A 24,859-nucleotide genomic window follows, 5' to 3' on the forward strand; every position below is an offset into this window, starting at 1 on the left:
TTTTCAGATCAGTTCGATCGCCATCGCCGTCGCTTCGCCGCCGCCGATGCAGAGGCTGGCGACCCCGCGCCTCATGCCGCGCGTTTCCAGCGCGCCGATCAGCGTCGCCAGGATGCGCGCGCCCGACGCGCCGATCGGATGGCCGAGCGCGGTCGCGCCGCCATTGACGTTGATCCTGTCGTCCGGGATGGCCAGGTCGCGCGCCGCGATCATCGCGACCACGGCAAAGGCTTCATTGACTTCGAACAGGTCGACATCCTCGACCGTCCAGCCCGCCTTGGCCAGCGCCTTGCGCATCGCCGGGACCGGCGCGGTGGTGAATCTGGACGGTTCATGGGCGTGGCCGGCACTCGCCACCACCCGCGCCACGCTCTTGAGGCCCAGGCGCGCCGCGACGCTGGCGCGGGTCATGACCAGCGCCGCCGCGCCATCGGAAATGGAGGAGGCGTTGGCGGCGGTGATCGTGCCATCCTTGACGAAGGCGGGTTTCAGGCCCGCAATCTTCTCCGGCCTGGCCTTGCCCGGCTGTTCATCGGTGTCCACGATCATGTCGCCACCCCGGCCACTGACCGTCACCGGCACGATTTCGCGGACGAAGGCGCCACTGGCGATCGCCGCATTGGCGCGGGCGAGCGAGCGGATGGCGTAGGCGTCCTGCTCCTCGCGCGTGAACTGATAGTCGCGCACCGCCTCTTCGGCAAAGACGCCCATCGCCTTGCCAGGTTCATAGGCGTCCTCCAGCCCGTCCATCATCATCGTGTCGATGATGCGGTCATGGCCGATACGCGCGCCGGAACGATGCTTGGGCAGGGCATAGGGGGCGTTGGTCATGCTTTCCATGCCGCCCGCGATCACCACGTCCGCACCGCCGCTGGCCAGCGCCTCATAGGCCATGATCGCCGCCTGCATCCCCGATCCGCACATCTTGTTGACGGTCGTGGCCTGCGTCTGGAGGCCCAGCCCCGCGCCCAGCGCCGCCTGCCGCGCGGGCGCCTGGCCCAGCCCCGCAGGCAGGACGCAGCCCATATAGATGCGGTCGACGGCATCGGCGGGCAGGCCCGCCCGCGCGACCGCCGCCCTGACCGCCGCCGCGCCCAGTTCTGTGGCCTTGAGCGGCGAGAAGATGCCCTGGAAACCGCCCATCGGCGTGCGGGCATAGGATGCGATTACAACAGGATCATCCTGCATCTTCATATTCCTTCCTAAAGACTGCGCGCGATGACCATGCGCTGGATATCCGACGTGCCTTCGTAAATCTGGCAGACGCGCACGTCGCGGTAGATTTTCGCGACGCCATATTCCTCCAGATAGCCATAGCCGCCCAGGGTCTGCATCGCGCCCGACACGATCGCCTCGGCCGCTTCGGACGCGAACAGCTTGGCCATCGACGCTTGCGCCAGGCAGGGCGCGCCGGCATCCTTCGTCCGGGCAGCATGCAGGACCAGTTGCCGCGCCGCCTCCAGCCGGGTGGCAAGGTCGGCAAGGCGAAAGCCGACCGCCTGATGATCGATGATCGCCTTGCCAAAGCTCCGCCGGTCCTTGGCATAGGCGACCGCGATCTCCAGCGCGGCCTGCGCCATGCCCACGCACTGGGCGGCGATGCCGATCCGGCCCGTCTCCAGATTGGCGAGGGCGATGGCATAGCCCTGGCCCGGCTGGCCGATCAGCAGATCATCCTCCACGAACATGTCGTCGAAACGCAGCGCGCAGGTGTCCGACGCGCCCTGCCCCATCTTGTGTTCGACCTTATCGACGGCATAGCCGGGCCGGTCGGTGGGCACGATGAAGGCGGACAGCCCCTTCTTGCCCGCATCGGGATCGGTCAGGGCGATGATCATCGCCAGACCCGCGATCTTGCCGGAGGTGATGAACTGTTTCGCGCCGCTGATCCGCCAGCCGCCGTCGACCCTGATCGCACGGGTGCGGATGGCGGCGGCGTCGGAACCGGCATCGGCTTCCGTCAGGGCAAAGGCGCCGATGGTGCGCCCGCCGATCAGGTAGGGCAGGAAGCGCGCTTTCTGCGCGTCGCTCCCATCCTTGAGCAGGCCGGAAACGAGGATCGAATTCTGGATCGACACGATGGTCGAAAGGGCGCCGTCGCCCGCCGCCAGTTCCATCAGCGCCAGCGCATAGGACACCGAATCGGCCTCCGCCCCGCCAAAGGCTTCCGGCGCGGTCATGCCCCACAGGCCAAGGCCCGCCATGTCCTGGAACAGGGCGGACGGATAGCCGCCCTCCGCCTCGTAACGGGCGCTGTTGGGGCGGATGCTGTCCTGCACGAAAGCACGCACGGTATCGCGGATCGCCACCTGGATATCGGTCAGCACAAACCTCTCCGTCTAAATATTACTCACCAGTAACTTGCATCCCAATGCGTTTCTTGTCAAGAATGAACCCATGACCGCCGCCTTGCCCGACAACCATGTCCCGTCCCCTTTCCGCACGCGCGAACAGCGCAGTGCGGAGCGCGCGGAAAAGCGCGAAGCCGTGCTGCGCGCGGCGGTGCGGATGTTCAATGCGCGCGGTTTCCATGCAACGTCGCTGGATGATGTCGCCGCCAGCCTGGGGATCAGCAAGCCGACCATCTATCATTATCTGGGCAACAAGGAGCAGGTGCTGATCGAATGCGTCACCCGTGGCCTGGAATTGCTGAGCGTGGCGGCCGAAGAGGTGCGCGCCGCGCCGGGTGACGGCCTGACCCGGCTGCGCGCTTTCCTGCACCGTTATGCGCGATTGATGATGGACGATTATTGCCGCTGCGTGGTGCGGACGGGGGACGAATCCCTTTCGCCCGAAGGCGCGGCGCTGTTCCGCGCGCGCAAGCGGGGGATTGACCAGTCGCTGCGCGCGCTGATCGCCGATGGCGTCGCCGACGGATCGATCGCGCCGGTCGATGTGCGGATGGCGGCCTTCATGCTGGCGGGCGCGCTCAACTGGCCGGGGCGCTGGCACGATCCCGCCGGGCCGATGTCCCCCGAAGCGATCGCCGACGCGCTGGTCGATCTGCTGATCCGGGGGCTTGCGCCGCGCGCCTAGGCGCGGCCTTGCAGAAGGTGACCGGGCAAAAGGTGGCCGGGCAGAAAAATGCCCTCAGGATGGTCAAATCCCAAGGGCATAGTCACCCAGCATCCGGCATGAGGGTCATGCGGGATTTCTGGAGCGCGCTGCGTTTAACCGGACACAGGCCGCGCGCTCCGTTTTTCTGTTTTCGCATCGTTTCTGGCGGGGCCGGCGGCCAGCGCAGCTAAAAGCGGCTCCCCCTGTTCCGCACGATGCCCTAAAAGGCGTAGTCGATCTGCGCCCAGACTTTCCGCGTGTCGGCGTCGCCTGCGAAGCTGGCCGCGCCCTTGCGCTGATAGTCGGCATATTTGACCAGCGCGCTCAGCCGCTTGTTCAGCTTGAGCGTCACTTGCGCATTATATTCGTCGCCATAATGGATCGAAAGCCGGTCGCTGCTGAACCGATGATAGATGAAGGAGGCGACCAGCGGCCCCGCCTTGCCGACCTTGGGCAAAGTATAGGCGGCGGCGGCATAATAGTCCTGGATGCCGGTGCCCGGCGTGGTCAGGAACTTGTCGGCCCAGCCGTTGAACTTGTGCAAGGTGGCAAAGGGCGTCTGGAAGGCGAAGCCGCCCGCCACCCCGGTCGCCCCGCCATCCGACCCCAGCAGTTCATAGCCGCCGGTCAGCCTGAAGGCGGCCACGTCCAGCGCCAGTTCCGCCGTGGCGAAATCGGCCGAATAGTCGACCGGGCTGGTCGCATGGTCGCTTTGCCGCGCATAGCTGGCCAGATAGCTGAGCTTCACCTTTTTGGCCAAAGGCATCGCCCCGGCGAAGCGCAGGCCATAGGTCTGGCTGCTGTTGCGGCGCAGCGCGGGCACCGCTTCATCCTCGTCGATGACATAGGCAAAGCCGGTCAGCGTGCCATATCTGGTCTTGTAGGCGATGTTGGCGAACAGATCGTCGCCGTCGATCCGGGCCGGCCGGTTGGCCGCGCCGAACTTGCCGCCGTCCACGCCCCAGATGGTGTGGGCGGCAATGGCGTAGGTCAGGTCGATCTTCAGATTCTGGATGCCCATATATTCGACCCGGACCGCATCGAACGTCTGTTCATTCTGGCGCCAGGCGACCGACCCGACAAAGCGCTGGTCGTCCAGGTTGATGCGCTGGCGCCCCAGGGTCACGACCAGCGGCTTGGTGCGATATTGCAACTGGATGCGATTGAGTTCGACCGTTTCCGGGTCGGCGACGATCGGATAGAGCCCCTTGCCGTTGACGCCGCTATTATAGCTTTCGTCCAGCGCCAGCGTGCCTTCGCCTTCGACCAGCAGGGCAAATGCGCCCTTCGACACTTCGCCCCCCGCGCGCAGCCGCATGGTCACGGCATGGGCGTCGCGGTCGCTGGTCAGCGGCGCCGGCCCCGCCTGGTCGACCCCTTCGTAGCGCAGCCGCGCTTCGACGATTGGCTTGAATATGACATCCTGTGCCTGTGCCTGTGCCGGTATCAGTGCCGGCGTGATGATGGCTGCGGTCGACGCCAGCCAGTAAGTGATACGCATGGTCCCCCCTTTGCTCCCGATGGCTTTGCGCCTTTCAGGGCATCCTCTGTGATCGTGACTGGATGGGCCGGGTCTTTGCGCGCCGGCCCGGTTTTCAGGCGGCGAGCGTCGCCGGATTGCGGTAGCGCTCGTGCAGGAAATGGATGACGGCGGAGCGCGCACCGGCATAATCGGGCTGGTCGATCGCCTCCAGCCGGTTGCGCGGGCGCGCCAGATCGACCGTGCGATCCTCGCCGATGCGCGCCGCCGGCCCGTTGGTCATCATCACCACCCGGTCGGCCAGCAGCACGGCTTCATCGACATCATGGGTGATCATCAGCACGGTGTTGTTGAGCCGCGCCTGCAAATCCATGACCACATCCTGCAACGCCGCGCGAGTCAGCGCGTCCAGAGCGCCGAACGGCTCGTCCATCAACAGCACGCGCGGGTTCATGGCGATGGCGCGGGCGATGCCGACACGCTGCTTCATGCCGCCGGACAGTTCGCCCGGCCGCTTGGCGGCGGCATGGCCCATCTGGACGAGATCCAGATTGTGCATGACCCACTCCCTGCGTTCGGCCCTGCTCTTGCCCCCGGCGGTCTTGTCCACCGCCAGGCGGACATTTTCCTCCACCGTCAGCCAGGGCAGCAGGCTGTGGTCCTGGAACACCACCGCCCGGTCCGGTCCCGGCGCATCGACCACGTCGCCGTCCAGGAAGATGACGCCCCGGCTGGGCCTGACCAGCCCGGCGACGGCGTTGAGCAGGGTCGACTTGCCGCACCCCGAATGGCCGATCAGCGCCACGAACTGGCCCTTTTCGATCGACAGGTCGATGCGGTCGAGCGCGCAGAAGGGACCGGCCCTGGTCGGGAATTCGACGGTCACGCCCTCCAGCGCGAGATAGCTGCGATGTTTCATGCGCCTGTCCTTTCCTGTCAGGCCGTGCGGCCGATGATGCGGCCCGCAAGGGCGACGATGCGGTCGAGGGTGAAGCCGACCAGGCCGATCCAGACGAGGGCGACGATCGTGTCGGTCAGGAGCGCGCTGTTATAGCTGTCCCAGATGAAGAAGCCGACGCCGGTGCCGCCCTGCACCATTTCCGCCGCGACGATCGCCAGCCAGCTCATGCCCACGCCGATGCGCAGGCCGGTGAACATGTGCGGCACCGTGGCGGGCAGCATGATGCGGGTGAAATATTCGATCGGGTTGAGCGCCAGCACCCTGGCGACGTTGCGATAGGCGACCGGGATGGTCTGCACGCCGGCCGCCGTGTTCAGGATGACCGGCCAGATCGCGGTGATGAAGATCAGGAAGATCGCCGATGGCTGCGCCTGCTGGAAGATGGCGAGGCTGATCGGCAGCCAGGCGAGCGGCGGCACCGTGCGCAATATCTGGAACAGCGGGTCGAGCGCGCGGAAGGCAAAGACGCTCTGGCCGATCAATATGCCCAGCGCCACGCCGACCACCGCGGCCATGCCATAACCGATCAGCACACGGCTCAGGCTGGTCAGGATATGGCCGGCAATGCCGACATCGCCCGATTGCGCGATGCTGAAATGGGTAAGGCCCATGTCCACGCCCTTGAACGGATGGACGATCACCTCATGGCTTTGGGTCCATACCATGAGGGGGCTGGGGAAGGCCGCGTCGGGCGCGCTGCACAGCCATTGCCAGATGGCGAGCAGCGCGACGACCATCGCCAGCGTCGGCAACATATTGGCCGCCACGGCGCGGGCCTTGCGCGCCAGCGGGTGCACGGGCGCCGCGACAGGGGCAAAGCTGCGGCGCGCGATCGCCTCCTGGGGATAGGGCAGGATGACCCCCAGTTCGGGGGCAGCGCCGCCGGTCCTGGCCGGCGGTCCCTTCATGCTGCTGGATGATGGAGATGCCATGGGTCCGCTCCTTGCGTGTCAGACGCGCTTGATCGCCAGGCTGGCGAGATAGGCTTTGGGGTTGGACGGGTCGAAGCGCTTGCCGTCGAAGAATGTCTCGACCCCGCGACTGTCGCCCGCCGGTCCCTTGCCGCCCAGCATCGCGGCGGCCTTGCGCCAGATGTCGGCGCGGTTGACCTTGGCGATCAGCCCCCTGGTGTCGAGCGACATGGGCAGCTTGCCCCAGCGCTGGTTCTCCGTGAGGAACCACAGGTCATGGCTTTTGTAGGGGAAGGACGCATAATTGGCGAAGAACTTCATCCTGAAGGCGGCTTTGGGGAATGTGCGCCCGTCGCCCATGGTGAAATTGCCCTGCAGACGGTCGGCAATGTCGGTGACGGGGCATTTGAGATAATCGCGCCCCGCGATCGTGCTGGCCAGTTGCGTGGTGTTGGCCGGATTGTCGGCCCAGCGCTGCGCTTCGATGATGGCGGCGGTGATCGCGGCGGCCGCGCGCGGATATCTGGCCACCCAGTCGGCGCGCATCGCAAAGCTTTTTTCCGGGTGGTTCATCCACATCTGGCCGGTCGATACGGCGGTATAGCCCAGTTGCTGCGCGACGAGCTGGTCGTTCCACGGTTCGCCCACGCAAAAGGCGTCCATCGTGTCGGCCTTCATGTTCGCGACCATCTGCGGCGGCGGCACGGTGATGAGTTCGACATCCTTGTCCGGGTCGATCCCGCCCGACGCCAGCCAGTAGCGCAGCCACAGATCATGGGTGCCGCCCGGAAAGGTCATGGCCATGCTGATCTTCTTGCCCGCGCCCTTGCGCTGGGCGATCACCCCTTTCATCTTCGCGGCGTTGAGGTCGGCCTTGGCGCCCAGATATTCCTTCGACACCGAAATCGCCTGGCCGTTGACGTTCAGCCGGGCCAGGATGGACATGGGCGTCGCCTTGCCGATCGCGCCCAGGGTCAGCAGATAGGGCATAGGCGTCAGGATATGCGCGCCGTCGATGCCGCCGCCGCCCGCGCCCAGCACCAGATTGTCGCGGGTCGCCCCCCAGCTCGCCTGTTTCAGCACTTCGACGTCGGGCATCCCGTGCTTGGCGAAGAAGCCCAGTTCCTTGGCGATGATGAGCGGCGCGGCGTCGGTCAGCGCGATGAAGCCGAGCTTGGCGCCCTTGACTTCCGGCCCCGACCCGGCCGCGAACGCACCCGACGGAAAAGCCTGCTGCACTGCCGCGAAGATTGCCGCCGTGCCTGTGGTCCTGATCAGACCGCGCCGGCTGACGCCGTTATGATTGTCCCCCTCAGCCATGATATATGCTCCCCATGATTGATTTCAGGCGTGGCGGCAGGGCGCAAAGGCCCGCCGCCGGAAACGCCATTCCCGCGTATCGGATGTGAAGATGAAAGCCGCGCGCGACAGCCTTGCCACGGCGAAAAACCAATAAAAAAGCCGCCTGAACGAAGGTCTTTCGGACCTGTCCGGGCGGCGTCATTGCCTAGCGATCTTGTCGATCTGTGATGCCGCCTGCCACCATCGGCCGACTGCATCGAAAATGCCGAAGCGCCCCTGCTTCGACACAGGCAAAGCTGTCATCGATTCATCCGAGTCGCAAGCGAAATCTTTTGCAACGCACAAATTACCTGATGCCTATCCGCGCCCTGATGGCTGTTGCGCGTGCCCCTCGCCCTCCCGCACGCGCTGCCGGGCGGCAAAGGACAGAAGGGATTTCTTATCATGATATATATGTTTCCATGTTATGATTCATAAGATACATATGCATCATGGAATCGGCCGACCCCACCCCATGGCTTGCCCTGCTGCACCAGCTACCGGCGAAACCGCCCTATCTGCGCGTCAAGATCTGGCGGCGGTTGCAGGCGATCGGGGCGGTGCCGCTCAAACATGCGGTGCATGTGCTGCCGCAGTCGCCGGAAACGGAGGCGGCGTTTCGCGATCTGCTGGGAGAGATCGTCGCCAGCGGCGGGGACGCGACATTGATCGAGGCGCGATTGCTGGTCGGCCAGTCCGATGCGGACGTGCGCCTGCTGTTCGATGCCGCGCGCGACGCCGATTATGAGGAGATCGCCCAGGCCGCCCGCCGCCTGCTGGACACCGGGCCGGCAAGCGGCGCCGATATCGCGAAGCTCCAGAAGCGGATGCAGGATGTGGGCCGGCTCGATTTCTTCGGCGCGCATGGCCGGCAGGCGGCCGAAGCCGCGCTCGCCGACCTCGACCGCCAGCGCTACCGCCATCCCGATGTCGGTCGCACCGCACCTGCGGACCCGTCCGAACCGATCGACCTGACGGGCCGCATCTGGGTGACGCGCCGTGGCGTCCATGTCGATCGCATCGCCTGCGCCTGGCTGATCCGGCGCTTCATCGACCCGGCCGCGCGGTTCAGATTCGTCGACGGTCGCCATCATGATCCGGCCGACGGGGAATGCCGGTTCGACATGGCGGATGCCGAATTCACCCATGAAGGGGATCGGTGCAGTTTCGAAACGCTGCTGCTGCGTGCCGGACTGACCGATGATCCCGCGCTCGTCGCGATCGGCGAAATCATCCACGAACTGGATATTGGCGACGGCCTGTTCGCCCGGCCGGAAACGGCGGGTGTGGGCGCGATCCTGTCGGGCGTCTGCGCCTCGACCGACGACGACCTTGCGCGCATCGCCATGGCGAGCGACGCGCTGAACCAGTTCCATGCCTTTTTCAGCAACAGAAAGGTCGATCGATGAGTGCTGACCAGGCATCCACCGCGCCCGCCCATGGCATCCCCCTGCATGAAGCCACCCGCGTCTGGGCGCGGATCGCGGCGCTCAGCTTCGGCGGCCCGGCGGGCCAGATCGCGGTCATGCACCGCATCCTGGTCGAAGAAAAACGCTGGATCGGGGAAGAGCGGTTCCTGCACGCGCTCAATTACTGCATGCTGTTGCCCGGCCCGGAAGCGCAGCAACTGGCGGTCTATATCGGCTGGCTGCTGCACCGGACGAAGGGTGGGCTGATCGCCGGTGCGCTGTTCGTGCTGCCCGGTTTCCTCGCCATATTGGCGCTGAGCTATCTCTATGTCCTGCTTGGCCATGCGCCGCTGATCGCGGGCCTGTTCTTCGGCCTCAAGGCCGCGGTGCTGGCGGTGGTGGTGCAGGCCGTGGTCCGCGTGGGATCGCGCGCGCTGCGCAACCATGTGATGCGCGGCATCGCCGCCGCCGCCTTCGTCGCCATTTTTGTCCTCGACGCGCCTTTCCCGCTGATCATCCTGGCGGCCGGGCTGATCGGCTATGTCGGCGGGCGCAGCGGCCTGCCGTACTTCAGGGGCGGCGGTGGCCATGGCGCGGCGAGCGGCGCCATCGTCCATGATCGCGACACCGCCCTGGGCGAAGGGCTGCCCGACCATGCCCGGCCCAATCCGGCCTGGTCGCTGCGCATCTGCACGGTCCTGCTGCTGCTCTGGCTCGCCCCGGTGCTGGCGCTGTTCCTGACCTTGGGACCGGACGATGTGTTCACCCGCATCGCCACCTTCTTCAGCCAGATGGCGGTGGTGACGTTCGGGGGCGCCTATGCCGTGCTGGCCTATGTCGCGCAGGAGGCGGTCGGCAGCTTCGGCTGGTTGCGGCCGGGGGAAATGCTCGACGGCCTCGGCATGGCCGAAACGACGCCCGGCCCCCTGATCATGGTGACGCAGTTCGTCGGCTTCCTCGCCGCCTTTCGCGATGCCGGGCCGCTGGCGCCCCTGCTGGCGGCGACGCTGGGGGCGATCCTCACGACATGGGTGACGTTCGTGCCCTGTTTCCTGTGGATCTTCGCCGGCGCACCCTTCATCGAGCGGCTGCGGGGCAACCAGGCGCTGTCGTCGGCGCTGTCCGCGATCACGGCGGCAGTGGTGGGCGTGATCCTGAACCTCGCCCTCTGGTTCGCCATCCATACGCTGTTCGGACAGGTCAGGCCGGCCGCCACGCCCACCGGCGCGATCGACCTGCCCGTGCTGGCATCGATCCATGTTCCGGCGGCCCTGCTGTCGGCCGCCGCCCTGGTCGCCGTCTTTCGCTTCAGGGTCGGGGTGCTGCCGGTACTGGCTGCATCCGCCGCGATCGGCGCGGCCTATATAATATTGCGATAGGGCCACAGCCGCCCTGCCGGCCCGTTCGCACAGACGCACCGGCCCCCTGCACGCGCATCCATCTGCGCGCTTATCCATGAAAATTCATATCTATGAATTTTTCATCTATGCGAATTTTCATGGATGGGGTAGGAACAGGTGCGAACGACAATGCAGGGGAAGGCCATATGCCCGTCATCCACCCGAACTGGGAACGACCGCCCATCACCATGGTGGACGGCTACTCGCTGGAGATGACCGCAAAGGATATCGCGTCGCTGCAATCGGCCGCCGCCGCGATCGCGCCTGAAACGCCGATCGCCGTCACATTCCTGCCGGGCGAAGAAACGGCCGCCCGGATCGCCGCCACCCGCCTCGTGCGCCGCCTGGGCTTTGAACCCATGCCCCATTTTTCCGCGCGCCGGATCGGCTCGACCGACCAGTTCGAGGCGTATCTGGCCGCCGCCGTCGCGCAGGCCGGCGTGAAGCGCTGCTTCGTCATCGCCGGCGACCCGTCCGAACCCGAAGGCCCCTATTGCGACAGCAGCGCCCTGATCGCCAGCGGCGCGTTCGAACGGGCGGGGATCAGCGCGATCGGCATTGGCGGCCACCCGGAAGGCCATCCCAACATGGCAAGGGACCAGTGCTGGGCCGTGCTGGAGGACAAATGCGCGCAGATCGAACGCCGCGGCATGGCGCCGCTGATCGTGACCCAGTTCGTCTTTGACGCTGACGTGGTGCTCGACTGGCTGGTCGATCTGCGCGCACGCGGCATCGCCGCGCCGGTGCGGATCGGCGTGCCCGGACCGGCGGGGATCAAGACGCTGATGCGCTTCGCCGCCCGCTGCGGCGTCGGCGCGTCCGCCTCCGTGCTGGCCAAATATGGCATTTCGGTCGGCCGCCTGCTCGGATCGGCGGGGCCGGACCGGCTGGTCGAGCGGTTCGCGCGCGGCTTGGGCCCGGAGCATGGCCGGGTACGGCTGCATTTCTATCCCTTTGGCGGCCTGGAAAAAACGGTTGCCTGGATCAATGATTATGCCCACGCGCATTGACGCGAAGGGCCATGGGGAGGATTGACGTGACGACGACCATCTATGTTTTGCGACTGCAATGCGACGACAGGCCGGGGTTGGTGGCCAAGGTGTCGGGCTATCTGGCGGCGCAGGGCTGCAATATCGTCGATGCACAGCAATTCGACGATGCGATGAACAACCGCTTCTTCATGCGGGTCGCCTTCAAGCCTGGCGCGCCGCTCGCCGACCTGCAACAGGGGTTCGCGCCGATCGCGCGGGACGCGGGCATGGACTGGTCGATGACCGATCAGGCCCAGCCCAAGAAAGTCGTGCTGATGGTATCCCGATGGGATCATTGCCTGGGCGACCTGCTCTATCGCCAGCGGATCGGCGAACTGCCGATGGATATCGTCGCGATCATCTCCAACCACCCGCGCGAAAAGCTGCACACGTCGCTGATCGGCGACATGCCCTATCATCATTTCCCGATCACCAGGGATACAAAGGCGCAGCAGGAAGCGCGGATCAAGCAGGTCGTGACGGACACCGGCGCCGATCTGGTGGTGCTGGCGCGCTATATGCAGATATTGAGCGACGACCTGGCCGCTTTCCTGTCGGGTCGCTGCATCAATATCCATCACAGCTTCCTGCCCGGATTCAAGGGCGCGAAACCCTATCACCAGGCCTATGAGCGCGGCGTGAAGATGATCGGCGCGACCGCCCATTATGTCACCGCCGACCTCGATGAAGGGCCGATCATCCATCAGGATGTCGAAGTAATCGGCCATGCCGACGTGCCCGACGAGCTGGTACGGCGCGGCCGCGACATAGAAAGGCGGGTATTGGCGGAGGCGGTGCGGCTGCACTTGCAGGATCGCGTGTTCATGAATCAGTCGCGCACCGTTGTTTTCCGGGGCTGAACCGTGCGCGTCGGGATCGACACGCCGAACGATGCTCCATGCGGGCAGGCCATGTTGCCGCCACGGCCGCCCGGCCACATCGACCGGCAACCGGGTGCCGACCGTGGAAAGGATGGCGGACTGAGATGACGGTCATCACCAAGGTACGGGTCAAGGATCTGCCGCTGCTCGCCGATATCGGCATCAATCCCGACGAAATCGGCCGGCGCCAGCCGCTGGTCATCACGGTGCAATTGCTGCTGGAGGGCGGCGCGGTGGAAGCGATCGGCGAGACGATCGATTATCGCCGCATCGTGCGCGCCGCCGAAACCGTGTCGCAAGTGCATATCCCGCTGATCGAAACATTCGCGCATCGGCTGGGCATGGAATGCCTGGCCTGGCCGGGTGTGGTGGAAGCCTGCGTCACCATCGACAAGCCCTTCGCCCTGACGCGCGGGCTGGCGGGGGTGGAGGTGACGGTGCGGCGCTGAGCTGAGCTGAGCTGAGCCAGGCTTATACGATCCTGTTCGTTCGCTGGTCTTTTTCCTTTCCCCGACGCCTGTGCCGGCGCTAAAGCTGTCGTGCGGGTAACGGGATGAGAGGATCAAGGGGTGGCCAAGACGGTGCCGACCGGCAAAGAGAGTGCGGGACGCGCATCGGAGGCGGAGGAAACCCGGCTCAACATATTGGACGTGGCCACCGCCGAATTTGCCGACAAGGGGCTGAGCGGCGCGCGCATCGACGAAATCGCCGAACGGACCAATGCGTCCAAACGCATGATCTATTATTATTTCGGCGGCAAGGAAGGCCTGTATCGCGCCGTGCTGGAACGCGCCTATACCGCTGTCCGCGCGATGGACACCCATCATGGGCGTGACGGGCTGGCCCCGGACGCAGCGCTCCGCGATGTCATCGGCGCGACCTTCGACTATCATAACCAGCATCCCGAATTCGTCCGGCTGGTGATGAACGAGAATATATTGCGCGGCGCGCATGTCGGCGAAATTCCCGGTATCCGCGAACGCAACCGGGCCGTGGTCGAACATCTGCGCGGCATCCTGGCGCGCGGCGTCGCCAGCGGTCATTTCCGCGAAGGGATCGATCCGGTCGAACTGCATATGACGATCAGCGCGCTCTGCTTCTACAATGTGTCGAACCGCTACACCTTCTCCTATGGCTTCGAACGCGACATGAGTTCGCCCAAGGCGCTGGCGCGGCGGCGCATGGGGGTGATCGACGTGATCGAAAGCTGGTGCCGGCGGTAACGGCGCTCTGAAAGGCGCTCTGAAAGGCGCTCTGAAAGGCGCTCTGAAAGGCGCTCTGAAAGGCGCTCTGAAAGGCGCTCTGAAAGGCGCTCTGAAAGGCGCTCTGAAAGGCGCTCTGAAAGGCGCTCAGGCACCTTGCCCGATGATTGCAGCCTGTCTATATATGTACGAAATAGTTAGCTCATTAGATGGCAGGTCGGGAGAGAGAGATGGCGAAGCAGGCGCGCGCAATGATTTTAGCTGTCACTTTCGCTGTATCGCTTTGCGGTCCGGGCAGCGGTGCGATGGCGCAGATTGCCGCCCTCGCCACCGGCCCGGAACCCGCGCTGGGCGACCCCATGCCCGAACGCATCCTGACCCTTCGCCATGGTGTCAGGGTCAGCGCCGACATCCCCTTTTCCACCATCGCCGGTTATCGGCCGATCACGCTGGACCTCTATCGCCCGGCCAAGGCGGCAAGGCCGCTCCCGCTTGTCATCTATGTCCATGGCGGCGGCTGGATGGGCGGACATACCCGTCAGTCCGGTGCGTTCAGCGACTTCACCGCCGTCCTCGCCGACCTGTCGGCCCGCGGCTATGTCGTCGCGTCGCTGGAATATCGGCTGTCGGGCGAAGCGCCCTTCCCCGCCGCGATCGACGATGTGCGCAGCGCCATCCGCTTCCTGAAGGCCCATGCCGGGCGCTATGGCATCCACCCCGGCCATGTCGCCATCTGGGGCGGGTCGGCGGGCGGGCAATTGTCCGCGCTGGCCGCGCTCGATTGCGGCCGCGCGCCGACCGGGGCGGACCAGAATAATGCGGGGCAGAGCGACTGCGTACAGGCGGCGGTCGGCTGGTATGGCGTCTATGATTTCGCGACCATGCCGCCAGCCGCCATCCCGCGCGCCGAGAACCAGTATCTGGACTGCATGAAGGACGCCTGCCCGCCTGATCGCATCGCCGCCGCCAGCCCGGCCGCCCATGTCGACGCCAAAGACCCGCCGATGCTGCTGATCCACGGCACCGACGACCGGACCGTGCCGGTCACGCAGTCGCAGGAGCTGGCGGGCAAGCTGGTCGCGGCAAAGGTGCCGGTGACGCTGGAGATCATCCCGGCTGTCGGCCATAGCTGGATCGGCGCGGATGCCGCCGCGACACGTGCGGCGAGCCTGCGCGCGCTGGACCTGACCTTCCGCTTCTTCGACACGCATCTAAAGGGCGACCAGTGATGCGCCGGACCGGCCTGGCGCTGGGCCTGCTGGCGATGGCATCGGCGTTGCCGGCGCAGGTGGCGGACCGGCCGGCAGGGCAGCCGGTCCGCACCGACACGGGGCTGGTGGCGGGCAAGATGCTGACATCGGGCGTGCGCGCCTGGCTGGGCGTGCCGTTCGCCGCGCCGCCGGTGCGCGACCTGCGCTGGCGCGACCCGCAGCCCCGTGCGGCATGGCAAGGGGTATGGAATGCGGATCGCCCCGCGCCCGAATGCATCCAGCCGCTGCGGGGCCGCAGCATCAACCATTATTTCGGGGAGGAGGCGACCAGCGAGGATTGCCTCTACCTCAATATCTGGGCGCCGGCCACGCCGCCGCCTGTGGGCAAGCCCTATCCGGTGATCGCCTGGATCCATGGCGGCGGCTTTACTGTCGGGTCGGCCTCCATGGCCAATTATGCGGGCGAGGCGCTCGCGGCCAAGGGCGTTGTCTATGTCGCGGTCGCCTATCGCGTCGGGCCGCTCGGTTTCCTGGCGCATCCCGCATTGACGAAGGAGGGACAGGGCCATGCGGGCAATTACGGGCTGAAGGACCAGATCGCCGCGCTGCGCTGGGTCCAGCGCAATATCGCGGGTTTCGGCGGCGATCGCGCCAACGTCACGATCGCCGGCCAGTCGGCCGGGTCGATGTCGGTGTCGCTGTTGCAGGCCAGCCCGGCGGCGAGAGGGCTGTTCCACCGCGTCGTCGGCATGAGCGGCAGCGCGCTGGGCGGGCCGATGGCCCCTGCCCCGCTTGCCGAGGCCGAGGCGGAGGGCGTCGCGCTGCAACAGGCGCTGGGTGCGGCATCGATCGAGGCGATGCGCGACATGCCCGCCGACCGGCTGATGGCGCTGGCCGCGCCGGTCAAGCGCCGCCCGATCGTGATCGACGGGCAGGTGGTGACGCAGGCCCCCGATACCGTCTTTGCCGCCGGGCGACAGGCCGACGTGCCAATGATGATCGGCTTCACCAGGGACGAATATTTCCGGTCGCTGGGCCAGGTCGCCAGCGTCACTGATTATGAGACAGCGGTGCGGGCGGCCTTCCCCGCGACGGCCCCGGCAGTGCTGAATGCCTATCCGGCGCGCACGGTCGAAGCGGCGCGGCGCGCGGCGCGGGATGTGGCGCGGGATTCGACGCTGGGGGTGCAGATGGCGGATTGGGCGGGCGCGCAGTCGGCGCGGGGCAAGGCGCCGGTCTATGCCTATCATTTCACGCGGACCCAGCCCTACCGGCCCGGCGTCACCTTTGCCGATCATGATCCGGCGACTGCGGGCGCCTATCATACCGCCGACGTGCCCTATTGGCTGGGCACGCTGGAGAGCCTGAACCTGTTCCGGGTGACGCGCGACTGGACCGCCTATGACCGGCAATTGTCCGCTGAGATGATGGACCGGCTGGTCGCCTTTGCCCGCGACGGCAGGCCAGGGCGCGACTGGCCGGCCTGGACGGCGTCGAAGCCGCAGGTGCATGTTTTTGGCGAGGGTGGCGGCATGGCCGCGTGGCCGCACATCAGGGACTTGCCGCTGTTCAGGGACGCCGCGCCGGTTGTCCCTGCGGACCGGCCACGGATCAGGGATTGAACGCCATGGTCGATCTGGACAGACGTGGCCTGCTGGCCGCGGGTGTCGTGCTGGTGGCGTGGACGAGTGGCGCGGCGCGGGCCGTAGCGACCGACGCGCCGGGGCTGGCGTTCGTCTATGAGGCGATCGTCACGCTGGAACCGACGGTCGAGATCGGCCGGACGCCGATCGGCACCAGGCGGCGGGTGCCGATCACCGGCGGCCATTTCGCAGGGCCGCATATCCGGGGCAAGGTGCTGGGCGGCGGGGCGGACTGGCAGTTGCAGCGAGCCGACAACTGGACCGTGATCGAGGCCGATTACATGATGCAGGCCGATGACGGCGCGCTGATCCACGTCCGCAATGCCGGGCTGACCAACAGCCGGGTGCCCGATGCGCCGCAGCCCTACCTGCGCACCGTGCCCAGTTTCGAGGCGCCGGTGGGACCGCATGACTGGCTGAACCAGGCGATCTTCATCGGCACGATCGGCGCGCCGCCACCGGACGCACCCAGGCCCGCCGTCCGCATCCGCGTCTATCGCGTGACATGAGGCGGGCGGCGCTTTTGTTGGCGGTGCCGCTGCAAAAGTGACAGCGAGTGGTACAGCTAAATCGATTGTGCCATGCGGCTTCGCCTGAGGGATCGGCGCCTGCCAGGCCGGCCGGATCGCCGCCTGCCCTTGCTGTAAAATTGTATGAACTAGTTAGTACATTTTTCTTGCGGACCAGGTCGCGGCCGGGTAAGGACGAGTCTGCAAGATCGGGAGGCTTATCCCGGCGCGCAGCGGGAGGATGAGGCCAGTGGGCCAGCGTTTCATTCATGTCCTCAATGGACCCAATCTCGACCATCTGGGCGTACGCGAGCCGCATATCTATGGCCACCAGACGCTGGCCGATGTCGAGGCGGCGTGCCGGCGCGCACTGGACGGATCGGGCATCGGCCTGATCTTTCGCCAGACCAATGCCGAACATGAGATGATCGGCTGGCTGCACGAGGCAAGAACCGGCGCCATGGGGATCGTCATCAATCCGGCGGCCTTCTCCTATGCCGGCTATCCGGTGCTGGACGCGCTCAAAATGTGCGACTGCCCGGTCATCGAGGTGCATATCTCCAACATCCACCGGCGCGACGAGGCATGGCGGTCACACTCCATCATGAGCCGGTCGGTGACGGCGATGCTGTCGGGCATGGGCATTGACGGCTATGCGCTGGCGGTGCGCCACCTGCTCCAGATCGCCAGCCAGAACAGCCGGCGGACCGCGGCATGACGGCGGTCGCGACCCTGCTGCGCCCGACCAGGGCACGGCTTGGCGTGCTGGCGCTGATCAGCGTCGCCACCCTGCTCAACTATATGGACCGGGCGGTGATGGGCGTCGCCGCCCCGTCGCTGACGGCCGAACTCAAGATTTCGCCGGAGATGATGGGCTTCATCTTCTCCGCCTTTTCCTGGACCTATGCGGCGGCGCAGATACCGGGCGGGCTGCTGCTCGATCGCCTGGGCACGCGCATCACCTATGCCGGATCGCTGATCCTCTGGTCCTTCTTCACCCTGCTCCACGGCATAGCCGGAAATGTGGCAATGTTGTTCGGCTTCCGCCTTGCGCTGGGCGTGGCGGAGGCACCTTGCTACCCGTGCAACAGCCGCATTCTCAGCAGTTGGTTCCCGCAGGATGAACGGGCGCGGGCCAATTCGGTCTATGCCGTGGGGCAATATGCGGGGCTGGCCTTTTTCAGCCCGGTCCTCTTCTGGGTGGTGGGCAGTTTCGGCTGGCGCGCCCTGTTCCTGATCGCCGGCGCGATCGGCATGCTGTTCGGCCTGGTCATGTATGCCCGCTATCGCGATCCGGGCGAGAGTGTCCGCGTGAACGCCGCCGAACTGGACCATATCCGCGCCGGTGGCGGGCTGGCCGCGACCGGGCCGGGCGAGGCCGTCCCCTTTTCCTGGGCGAATGTCCGCAAGCTGATGGGCAAGCGGCAGATATTGGGCGCATCGATCGGGCAGTTCTGCGGCAATTCAACGCTGGTCTTTTTCCTGACCTGGTTCCCGACCTATCTGGCGACGGAGCGGGGGATGGACTGGCTCAAGTCCGGGACGTTCGCGGTGCTGCCCTATATCGCCGCGTCGGCCGGGGTGCTGCTGGGCGGGCAGGTTTCGGACCTGCTGATCCGCCGCACCGGATCCGCCAATATCGGCCGCAAGCTGCCGATCGTTGCCGGGCTGCTGCTGGCGTCGACCATCATCGCGGCCAATTATGTCCAGAGCAACATGCTGGTCATCGCCATCATGTCGATCGCCTTTTTCGGCCAGGGCATGGTCAATCTGGGCTGGACGCTGATTTCCGACGTGGCGCCGCGCCAGTTCATTGGCCTGACCGGGGGCGTGTTCAATCTGTGCGCCAACCTGGCCGGCATCGTGACGCCGATCGTGGTCGGCCTGATCGTGGGGCAGACCGGCTCCTTCTATGGCGCGCTGGCCTTTATCGGGGTGCTCGCGCTGGTCGGGGCGGCGGCCTATGTCTTTGTCGTGGGAGATGTGCGGCGGGTCGAGCTGGACTGAACAGCCACTTTCCGTCCGTCGCATGCAGAATAATGAACGAAACAGTTCGTGATAAAGGGAGGATCGGATGAAAACAGGTTTCCACATGCAGCTTCGTCTGGGCGGATCGCTGGCCGCGATGGCGCTGAGCGCCTGCATCAGCCCGCTCTGGGCGCAGGACCAGGCGACACCGGCCGAACAGGCCGCTGACGCCGCGACGGAACAGCCCCCCGTCGCCGATATCGTCGTCACCGGATCCCTCATCGCGCGGCCCAACAATGTCGCGGTCAGCCCGATCGTCACCGTATCCGACGAACTGGTGCAGCAGAGCGGGCAGATCACGCTGGAGGATTCGCTCAACCAGTTGCCCGGCTTCACCCCATCGGGCAATGCCGGCACCGGCGGCCAGGGCGGCGGCGGTCGCGCCACGCTGAACCTGCGCGCGCTTGGTTCCAACCGCAACCTCGTGCTGCTCGACGGCCGCCGCCTGCCGCTGTCGGATATCAACGGCAATGTCGATATCAACATCCTGCCGGAATCGATCATCGGATCGGTCGATGTCATCACCGGCGGCGCGTCGGCCATCTACGGGTCGGATGCGATGTCGGGCGTGGTCAATTTCAAGACCGGCACATATTTCGACGGCGTCCGCGCCGACATTCAGAATGGCAACAGCTTCCGCGGCGATTATGGCAAGTTCAACGCCTCGCTGGCGCTGGGCACCAGATTCGCCGATGATCGCGGCCGGCTGATGCTGGCGCTGAGCTATGGCCAGCGCGATCCGCTGTCGGGCGCGCAGCGCAGCTTCTTTGCCGACAAGGTGCCTTCCTCCTTCATCGGCACCGGCGCCTTCGTGCCCAATGCGCTGAACCTGCCGAGCCAGGCGGCGCTGAACGGCGTGTTCGCGCAATATGGCGTCACCAGCCCGATCAACCGCACGCTGAACCTGGGCTTCAACAATGACGGCACGCTGTTCGTCCAGACCGGCGCGATCAATTATCGCGGCCCCCGGACGGATGGCTATGCGGTGGTCGGCGGCAATGTGCGCATGCCGGTGGGGCCGCAGCTCCAGATCCTCAATGCCTTCGAACGCAAGTCGGCCTTTGCCAAGGGCGAGTTCGACCTGACCGAATCGCTGACCGCCTATGGCCAGTTCCTCTACGTCGATTCCACCGTCACGACCGAGAGCGGCGGCAGCCTGACGCAGTTTGCGCCCTTCACCACCATTCCCGTCACCAATCCCTTCATCCCGGCCGACCTGCGCACATTGCTTGGCTCCCGCGCCGATCCGGCCGCGCCGTTCCGCTGGAGCGCCCGCTATGTCGGCGTCGGCGACAAGGGATGGGACGAAAATTACAGGGTGCAGCAATATCTGGGCGGGCTGAAGGGCACGCTGGCGGGATCGTGGAAGTTCGACGCCTTCGCCGCCTATGACGAGACGGTCCACAACCAGTCGATGTTCAACGCGGTGCTCAAGTCGCGGGTGCAGACATTGCTCAACGCGGCCGATGGCGGCGCGTCGCTTTGCGCGGGGGGCTTCAATCCCTTCGGCATCGCCAATGCGACCCGCCTGTCGCAGGCATGCCAGGATTATATCACCGCCACGGTGCAGAGCCGCGAGCGGCTGACCCAGACGCAGGTGCAGGGCCAGGTCAACGGCCCGCTGTTCGATCTGCCCGCCGGGCCGGTGCAACTGGCGCTGCTCGCCGGCTATCGCAAGAACAGCTATGCCTTTGATCCCAGCCCCGACCTGGTGAACAACAATGTCGAGGCGGTGGTCGGGTCCAATCCGGCGCGCGGGCAGATCAGCGTCAAGGAATTCGCCGCGCAGATCGACGTGCCCCTGCTGTCGGACACGCCCTTCTTCCATGAACTGGGCGTGGGCGCGGCATTCCGTTATTCGGATTACAAGCCGACCGGCAGCGTGAAAAGCTATGAATTCGATGCGCGCTGGCAGCCGGTGGACGCGCTGCTGATCCGGGGCAGTTACCAGCGGGCGGTGCGTGCGCCCAATATCGGCGAGCTGTTCTCCCCCGTCACCGGATCGCAACTGGCGATCGGCACCCCGCCGGCCGCGATCGGCGATCCGTGCGACATCCGATCGACCGCGCGGACCGGCGCCAATGGCGCGAAGGTGCGCGACCTGTGCCTGGCCCAGGGGATACCGGCCGCCGCGATCGACGCCTATCAGTTCGCCACCACCGCGACCGGGGGCAATATTCAGGGCAATCGCGGGCTGACCCCGGAGAAGGCGAACACGTTCAATGTCGGTTTCGTGCTGAACCCGAAATTTTCGACCCCGTGGCTGTCCGGCTTTTCCCTGTCCGTCGACTATTACAACATCAAGATCCGCAATGTCATATCGACCATCAACGGCCTGACCGTGCTGGCGAAATGCTATAATCTGGACGGGTCCAACAGCAGCTATTCCAACAGCAACGAATTCTGCCAGTTGGTGCAGCGCGACCCGACCGGGCAACTGGTCGCCATCGCCCAGCCCTATCTGAACCTGGGCGCGCTCGACACCGATGGCGTCGATGTGCAGGTCAACTGGTCGCTACGCCTGTCGGAAGCCGGGATCGGCGACGGGTCGGGCAAGATCTACGCCTCTTCCGCGATCGGCTGGCTGAACCATTACAAGGTCCAGACCCTGCCGGGTTCGGCGGCGCAGGACTTCGTCGGCACCAGCACGCCGGGCCGTCCGCTGCCCAAGTGGAAGGCGCTGACCACCATCGGCTACAGTTCCGACATGTTCGGCATCGGCCTGCGCTGGCGCTACCAGGGCAAGCTGCGCGATATCAGCGCGATCACGACGCCGGCGGCCGAACAGGTGGGGGTGAAGCCCTATAATCTGTTCGATGTCTTTTCGACCGTCGACGTGACGAAGAATGTCCAGTTGCGTGCAGGCGTCACCAACCTGTTCGACAAGGCCATTCCCTTCGTCGCCAGTTCGCAGAACGGCACCGATGCGGGCACCTACGACATGGTCGGACGGTCCTTCTATGTCGGCGCGAAGTTCGATTTCTGACCTTTCCCCCTGCCGTCTCCGCCTGAACGGGCGGAGGCGGCCCCTTTCATCTTGGATCATGCGGCCTTGACCCAGTTTCGCTATCTTACCGGCCTTATCGGACGCGACATTCAGGCGTCGCTGTCGCCCATGCTGCATGAAAGCGAAGGCGATGCGCAGGGGTTGCGGCTGGTCTATCGCCTGTTCGACCTGGCGGCGGACGACATGGATGCGGGCGACCTGCCCCGCCTGCTCGACGCGCTGCACCTGGCCGGGTTCGCCGGGGTCAACATCACCCACCCCTACAAGCAGGCGGTGACGGCCCATCTGGATGAATTGTCGGCGCAGGCCGCGCGGATCGGGTCGGTCAATACGGTGGTGTTCAGTGAGGGCCGGCGGATCGGCCATAATACCGACATTCAGGGTTTCGCGGAAAATCTCCGCACAGGGCTGCCTTCCGGGTCGCAATTCGGGAAGGTCGTGCAGATGGGCGGTGGCGGCGCGGGGGCCGCCACCGCCCACGCCCTGATGGGCATGGGCGTGGGCATGGTGACGATTTTCGATCCCGACAGGATGCGGGCGCAGGAATTGTGCGCGACGCTTTGTACCCTGTATGGCGAGGGGCGCGCCATGGTGGGTCAGGGACTGTCCGACGCGCTGGTCGATGCGGACGGCGTGGTCAATGCCACGCCGGTCGGCATGGCGGGCTATCCTGGGTCCGCCATTCCCAAGGCGCTGCTGCGGCCCGATTTCTGGGTGACGGACATCGTCTATTTCCCGCTGGAAACCCAGTTGCTGCGCGAGGCGAAGGCGGCGGGCTGCGTCACGCTGGACGGCAGCGGCATGACCGTCCACCAGGCCGCCGGGGCGTTCGAACATTTCACCGGGCGCAAGGCGGATGCCGCGCGCATGGCCGCCAGTTTCCGGGCGGCGCTGACGGGAGACAGGCGGTGACGGGAGACAGGCGGTGACGGCCTTTGGCATCGCGACCGTGTCGCTGAGCGGCACGCTGGAGGAAAAGCTGCGCGCTGCGGCCGCCGCCGGCTATGACGGAGTGGAGATTTTCGAGAATGACCTGATCGCGTCGCCGCTGCGCCCGCGCGCGGTGCGGGCGATGCTGGACGATCTGGGCCTGGCCTGCATGCTCTACCAGCCGTTTCGCGATTTCGAAGGGATGCCGGGCGCGCTGCGGCAAAGGGCGATGGACCGGGCGGAGGCGAAGTTCGACCTGATGGGCGAACTGGGCGCGGACCGCATCCTCGTCTGCTCCAACTGTTCGCCGGCCGCACTGGGCGAGCGCAACCGGATCGTCGCAGACCTGCATGAACTGGGCGAGCGGGCGGCGGCGCACGGCATCATCGTGGGCTATGAGGCGCTGGCCTGGGGCCGGCATATATTCGACCATCGCGATGCATGGGCAATCGTGGAAGCGGTCGATCACCCCAATATCGGGATCATCCTCGACAGTTTTCATTCCTTGTCACGCGGCATAGCCAGTGACAGCATCCGCGCGATACCGGGCGACAAGATCGCCTTCGTCCAATTGGCCGACGCACCCCGGCTGGACATGGACCTGCTTTATTGGAGTCGCCATTTCCGCAACTTTCCGGGGCAGGGCGGCCTGCCGGTCAGCGACTATGTGGCGGAAATAGCGCGGACCGGCTATAACGGGCCGCTGTCGCTGGAAATTTTCAACGACCGTTTTCGTGGCTGGTCGCCCGACCTGATCGCCGCCGATGGCCTGCGGTCGCTGCGCCATGTCGAGGATGCGGCCGAACGGCTGCTGGGCCGCACCCCCGCCGTGCCGGCGCCGCCCGCCACGGTGCGGCCGGAATTCGTGGAATTCGCGGTCGGTGCGGCGGACGTGCCCGCGCTGGAGCAGATGTTCCGGTCGATCGGCTTCGCCCGGACCGGCGTGCATCGCGCCAAGGCGGTGACGCGCTGGCAGGCGGGGTCGGTCAATCTGGTCATCAACGCCGAACCGGCCGGTTTTGGCCATGATTTCGCGCAGAAACATGGCGCGTCGATTTGTGCCGTCGGACTGGCCGTGCCGGATCGCGATGCCGTTGCGGCACGCGCGACCTATCTGGGCATCGACAGCGTGGATGCGGACGAAGCGCCTGGCAATCTTGCCCTGCCCACGTTGCGCGGTATCGGCGGCAGCCTGATCTATCTGATGAACGAAGCGGAAATATCCGCCGTCTGGGACATGGAATTTGTGCCCGGCGACGCGGCGGTCGATGCCGAACCGCTCTGTATCGACCATCTGGCCGCCGTGGTACGGACCGACGAATATCTGTCCTGGCAGCTTTATTGGCGGTCGCTGTTCGGGCTGGAACAAAGCCTGCAATCGGACGTGATCGACCCGTCGGGACTGGTGCTGAGCCAGCCGCTGAAATCCGCCGATGGCGCATTGCGGGTGACGCTCAACGCATCGGATGCGGCGGGCACGCTGTCGGCGCGCTTTGTCGACCATAATGTCGGCGGCGGGTATCAGCATATCGCGCTGGCGACCGGCAATCTGGTCGACAAGGCCGCCCGCCTGGCTGCGACCGGCGCGGACATGCTGCCGATCGGCGACAATTATTATGACGATCTGGCCGCCCGCTTCGGCCTGGACCCGGCGACGCGCGACCAGTTGCGCGCCGCGCATATCCTGTACGACGCCGACGCGCAGGGCGAATATCGCCAGCTTTACAGCCGCGCCTTCCACAAGCGTTTCTTTTTCGAATTTGTCGAGCGCTGTGCCTATGAAGGCTATGGCGCGGCCAATGCCGGGGTGCGGCTGGCATCGCAGGAACGGTTCAGGACAGCGCAATAGTCGCGCGAT

General features: G+C 65.8%; 21 protein-coding genes. 15 read left to right on the forward strand and 6 right to left on the reverse strand.

What is annotated here, in order from left to right; all coding sequences use genetic code 11:
* Positions 1 to 3: 3 nt before the first annotated feature.
* Together Q4610_RS10620 and Q4610_RS10625 are read right to left on the reverse strand one after the other, a co-directional pair.
* Positions 4 to 1,188 carry an acetyl-CoA C-acyltransferase gene (locus Q4610_RS10620; protein WP_304536070.1) on the reverse strand — a complete coding sequence of 395 codons (1,185 nt, stop codon included), beginning with the start codon at positions 1,186 to 1,188 and terminating at the stop codon, positions 4 to 6.
* Positions 1,189 to 1,202: 14 nt separating this feature from the next.
* A complete protein-coding gene (locus tag Q4610_RS10625) occupies positions 1,203 to 2,327 on the reverse strand; it encodes an acyl-CoA dehydrogenase family protein (protein ID WP_304535921.1) in 1,125 nt (374 codons plus the stop codon).
* Between the two features lie 70 nt (positions 2,328 to 2,397).
* On the opposite strand from Q4610_RS10625, the gene Q4610_RS10630 reads away from it, so the two are divergent.
* Positions 2,398 to 3,036, forward strand: a complete 639-nt coding sequence (locus Q4610_RS10630; protein WP_304535922.1) for a TetR/AcrR family transcriptional regulator — start codon at positions 2,398 to 2,400, stop codon at positions 3,034 to 3,036.
* 241 nt (positions 3,037 to 3,277) lie between these two features.
* On the opposite strand, the gene Q4610_RS10635 is transcribed toward Q4610_RS10630, so the two are convergent.
* The 4 genes from Q4610_RS10635 to Q4610_RS10650 all read right to left on the reverse strand — a co-directional run bounded on the left by Q4610_RS10635 (position 3,278) and on the right by Q4610_RS10650 (position 7,729).
* Positions 3,278 to 4,558 carry an alginate export family protein gene (locus Q4610_RS10635; protein ID WP_304535923.1) on the reverse strand — a complete coding sequence of 427 codons (1,281 nt, stop codon included), beginning with the start codon at positions 4,556 to 4,558 and terminating at the stop codon, positions 3,278 to 3,280.
* A gap of 94 nt (positions 4,559 to 4,652) precedes the next feature.
* Positions 4,653 to 5,456 carry an ABC transporter ATP-binding protein gene (locus tag Q4610_RS10640; RefSeq protein WP_304535924.1) on the reverse strand — a complete coding sequence of 268 codons (804 nt, stop codon included), beginning with the start codon at positions 5,454 to 5,456 and terminating at the stop codon, positions 4,653 to 4,655.
* A gap of 17 nt (positions 5,457 to 5,473) precedes the next feature.
* Positions 5,474 to 6,430: a nitrate ABC transporter permease gene (gene ntrB, locus Q4610_RS10645; RefSeq protein WP_304535925.1), complete on the reverse strand. Its 957-nt coding sequence runs from the start codon at positions 6,428 to 6,430 to the stop codon at positions 5,474 to 5,476.
* An 18-nt stretch (positions 6,431 to 6,448) separates the two neighbouring features.
* Positions 6,449 to 7,729, reverse strand: coding sequence for a CmpA/NrtA family ABC transporter substrate-binding protein (locus tag Q4610_RS10650; RefSeq protein WP_304535926.1), 1,281 nt, complete (start codon positions 7,727 to 7,729; stop codon positions 6,449 to 6,451).
* A 473-nt stretch (positions 7,730 to 8,202) separates the two neighbouring features.
* Between Q4610_RS10650 and Q4610_RS10655 the strand changes: the two genes are divergently transcribed.
* From Q4610_RS10655 to Q4610_RS10720, 14 genes are all read left to right on the forward strand, one after another.
* The gene (locus tag Q4610_RS10655) at positions 8,203 to 9,159 is read left to right on the forward strand and encodes a chromate resistance protein ChrB domain-containing protein (RefSeq protein ID WP_304535927.1); all 957 of its coding nucleotides are present in this window, start codon (positions 8,203 to 8,205) and stop codon (positions 9,157 to 9,159) included.
* Positions 9,156 to 10,538, forward strand: coding sequence for a chromate efflux transporter (gene chrA / locus Q4610_RS10660; protein ID WP_304535928.1), 1,383 nt, complete (start codon positions 9,156 to 9,158; stop codon positions 10,536 to 10,538). Before Q4610_RS10655 ends, chrA begins: the two co-directional genes overlap by 4 nt.
* A gap of 119 nt (positions 10,539 to 10,657) precedes the next feature.
* Positions 10,658 to 11,569 (forward strand): methylenetetrahydrofolate reductase, encoded by a 912-nt coding sequence (locus Q4610_RS10665; RefSeq protein WP_304535929.1) that lies wholly within the window; start codon positions 10,658 to 10,660, stop codon positions 11,567 to 11,569.
* A 26-nt stretch (positions 11,570 to 11,595) separates the two neighbouring features.
* Entirely contained in the window at positions 11,596 to 12,450 is an 855-nt protein-coding gene (gene purU, locus Q4610_RS10670; protein ID WP_304535930.1) for a formyltetrahydrofolate deformylase, read from the forward strand.
* A 125-nt stretch (positions 12,451 to 12,575) separates the two neighbouring features.
* Entirely contained in the window at positions 12,576 to 12,920 is a 345-nt protein-coding gene (locus Q4610_RS10675) for a dihydroneopterin aldolase (protein ID WP_304535931.1), read from the forward strand.
* Positions 12,921 to 13,040: 120 nt separating this feature from the next.
* The gene (locus Q4610_RS10680) at positions 13,041 to 13,694 is read left to right on the forward strand and encodes a TetR/AcrR family transcriptional regulator (RefSeq protein WP_304535932.1); all 654 of its coding nucleotides are present in this window, start codon (positions 13,041 to 13,043) and stop codon (positions 13,692 to 13,694) included.
* Between the two features lie 209 nt (positions 13,695 to 13,903).
* Positions 13,904 to 14,902, forward strand: a complete 999-nt coding sequence (locus tag Q4610_RS10685; RefSeq protein WP_304535933.1) for an alpha/beta hydrolase — start codon at positions 13,904 to 13,906, stop codon at positions 14,900 to 14,902.
* Positions 14,902 to 16,506 (forward strand): carboxylesterase/lipase family protein, encoded by a 1,605-nt coding sequence (locus tag Q4610_RS10690; RefSeq protein ID WP_304535934.1) that lies wholly within the window; start codon positions 14,902 to 14,904, stop codon positions 16,504 to 16,506. Before Q4610_RS10685 ends, Q4610_RS10690 begins: the two co-directional genes overlap by 1 nt.
* A 5-nt stretch (positions 16,507 to 16,511) precedes the next feature.
* On the forward strand, positions 16,512 to 17,036 hold the full coding sequence (locus tag Q4610_RS10695) for a DUF3237 domain-containing protein (RefSeq protein ID WP_304535935.1): 525 nt from the start codon (positions 16,512 to 16,514) through the stop codon (positions 17,034 to 17,036).
* A gap of 250 nt (positions 17,037 to 17,286) precedes the next feature.
* Positions 17,287 to 17,754: a type II 3-dehydroquinate dehydratase gene (locus Q4610_RS10700; RefSeq protein WP_304535936.1), complete on the forward strand. Its 468-nt coding sequence runs from the start codon at positions 17,287 to 17,289 to the stop codon at positions 17,752 to 17,754.
* A complete protein-coding gene (locus Q4610_RS10705; protein WP_304535937.1) occupies positions 17,751 to 19,043 on the forward strand; it encodes an MFS transporter in 1,293 nt (430 codons plus the stop codon). Before Q4610_RS10700 ends, Q4610_RS10705 begins: the two co-directional genes overlap by 4 nt.
* Before the next feature lie 67 nt (positions 19,044 to 19,110).
* Positions 19,111 to 22,050 (forward strand): TonB-dependent receptor domain-containing protein, encoded by a 2,940-nt coding sequence (locus tag Q4610_RS10710; protein WP_304535938.1) that lies wholly within the window; start codon positions 19,111 to 19,113, stop codon positions 22,048 to 22,050.
* A gap of 66 nt (positions 22,051 to 22,116) precedes the next feature.
* Positions 22,117 to 22,983, forward strand: coding sequence for a shikimate dehydrogenase (locus Q4610_RS10715; RefSeq protein WP_304535939.1), 867 nt, complete (start codon positions 22,117 to 22,119; stop codon positions 22,981 to 22,983).
* 13 nt (positions 22,984 to 22,996) lie between these two features.
* Complete coding sequence (locus Q4610_RS10720) at positions 22,997 to 24,850, forward strand: bifunctional sugar phosphate isomerase/epimerase/4-hydroxyphenylpyruvate dioxygenase family protein (protein WP_304535940.1); 1,854 nt, start codon at positions 22,997 to 22,999, stop codon at positions 24,848 to 24,850.
* The last annotated feature ends 9 nt before the right edge of the window (positions 24,851 to 24,859 follow it).

The sequence above is a fragment of the Sphingobium cyanobacteriorum genome, from assembly GCF_030580935.1.
Classification (GTDB): Bacteria; Pseudomonadota; Alphaproteobacteria; order Sphingomonadales; family Sphingomonadaceae; genus Sphingobium; species Sphingobium cyanobacteriorum.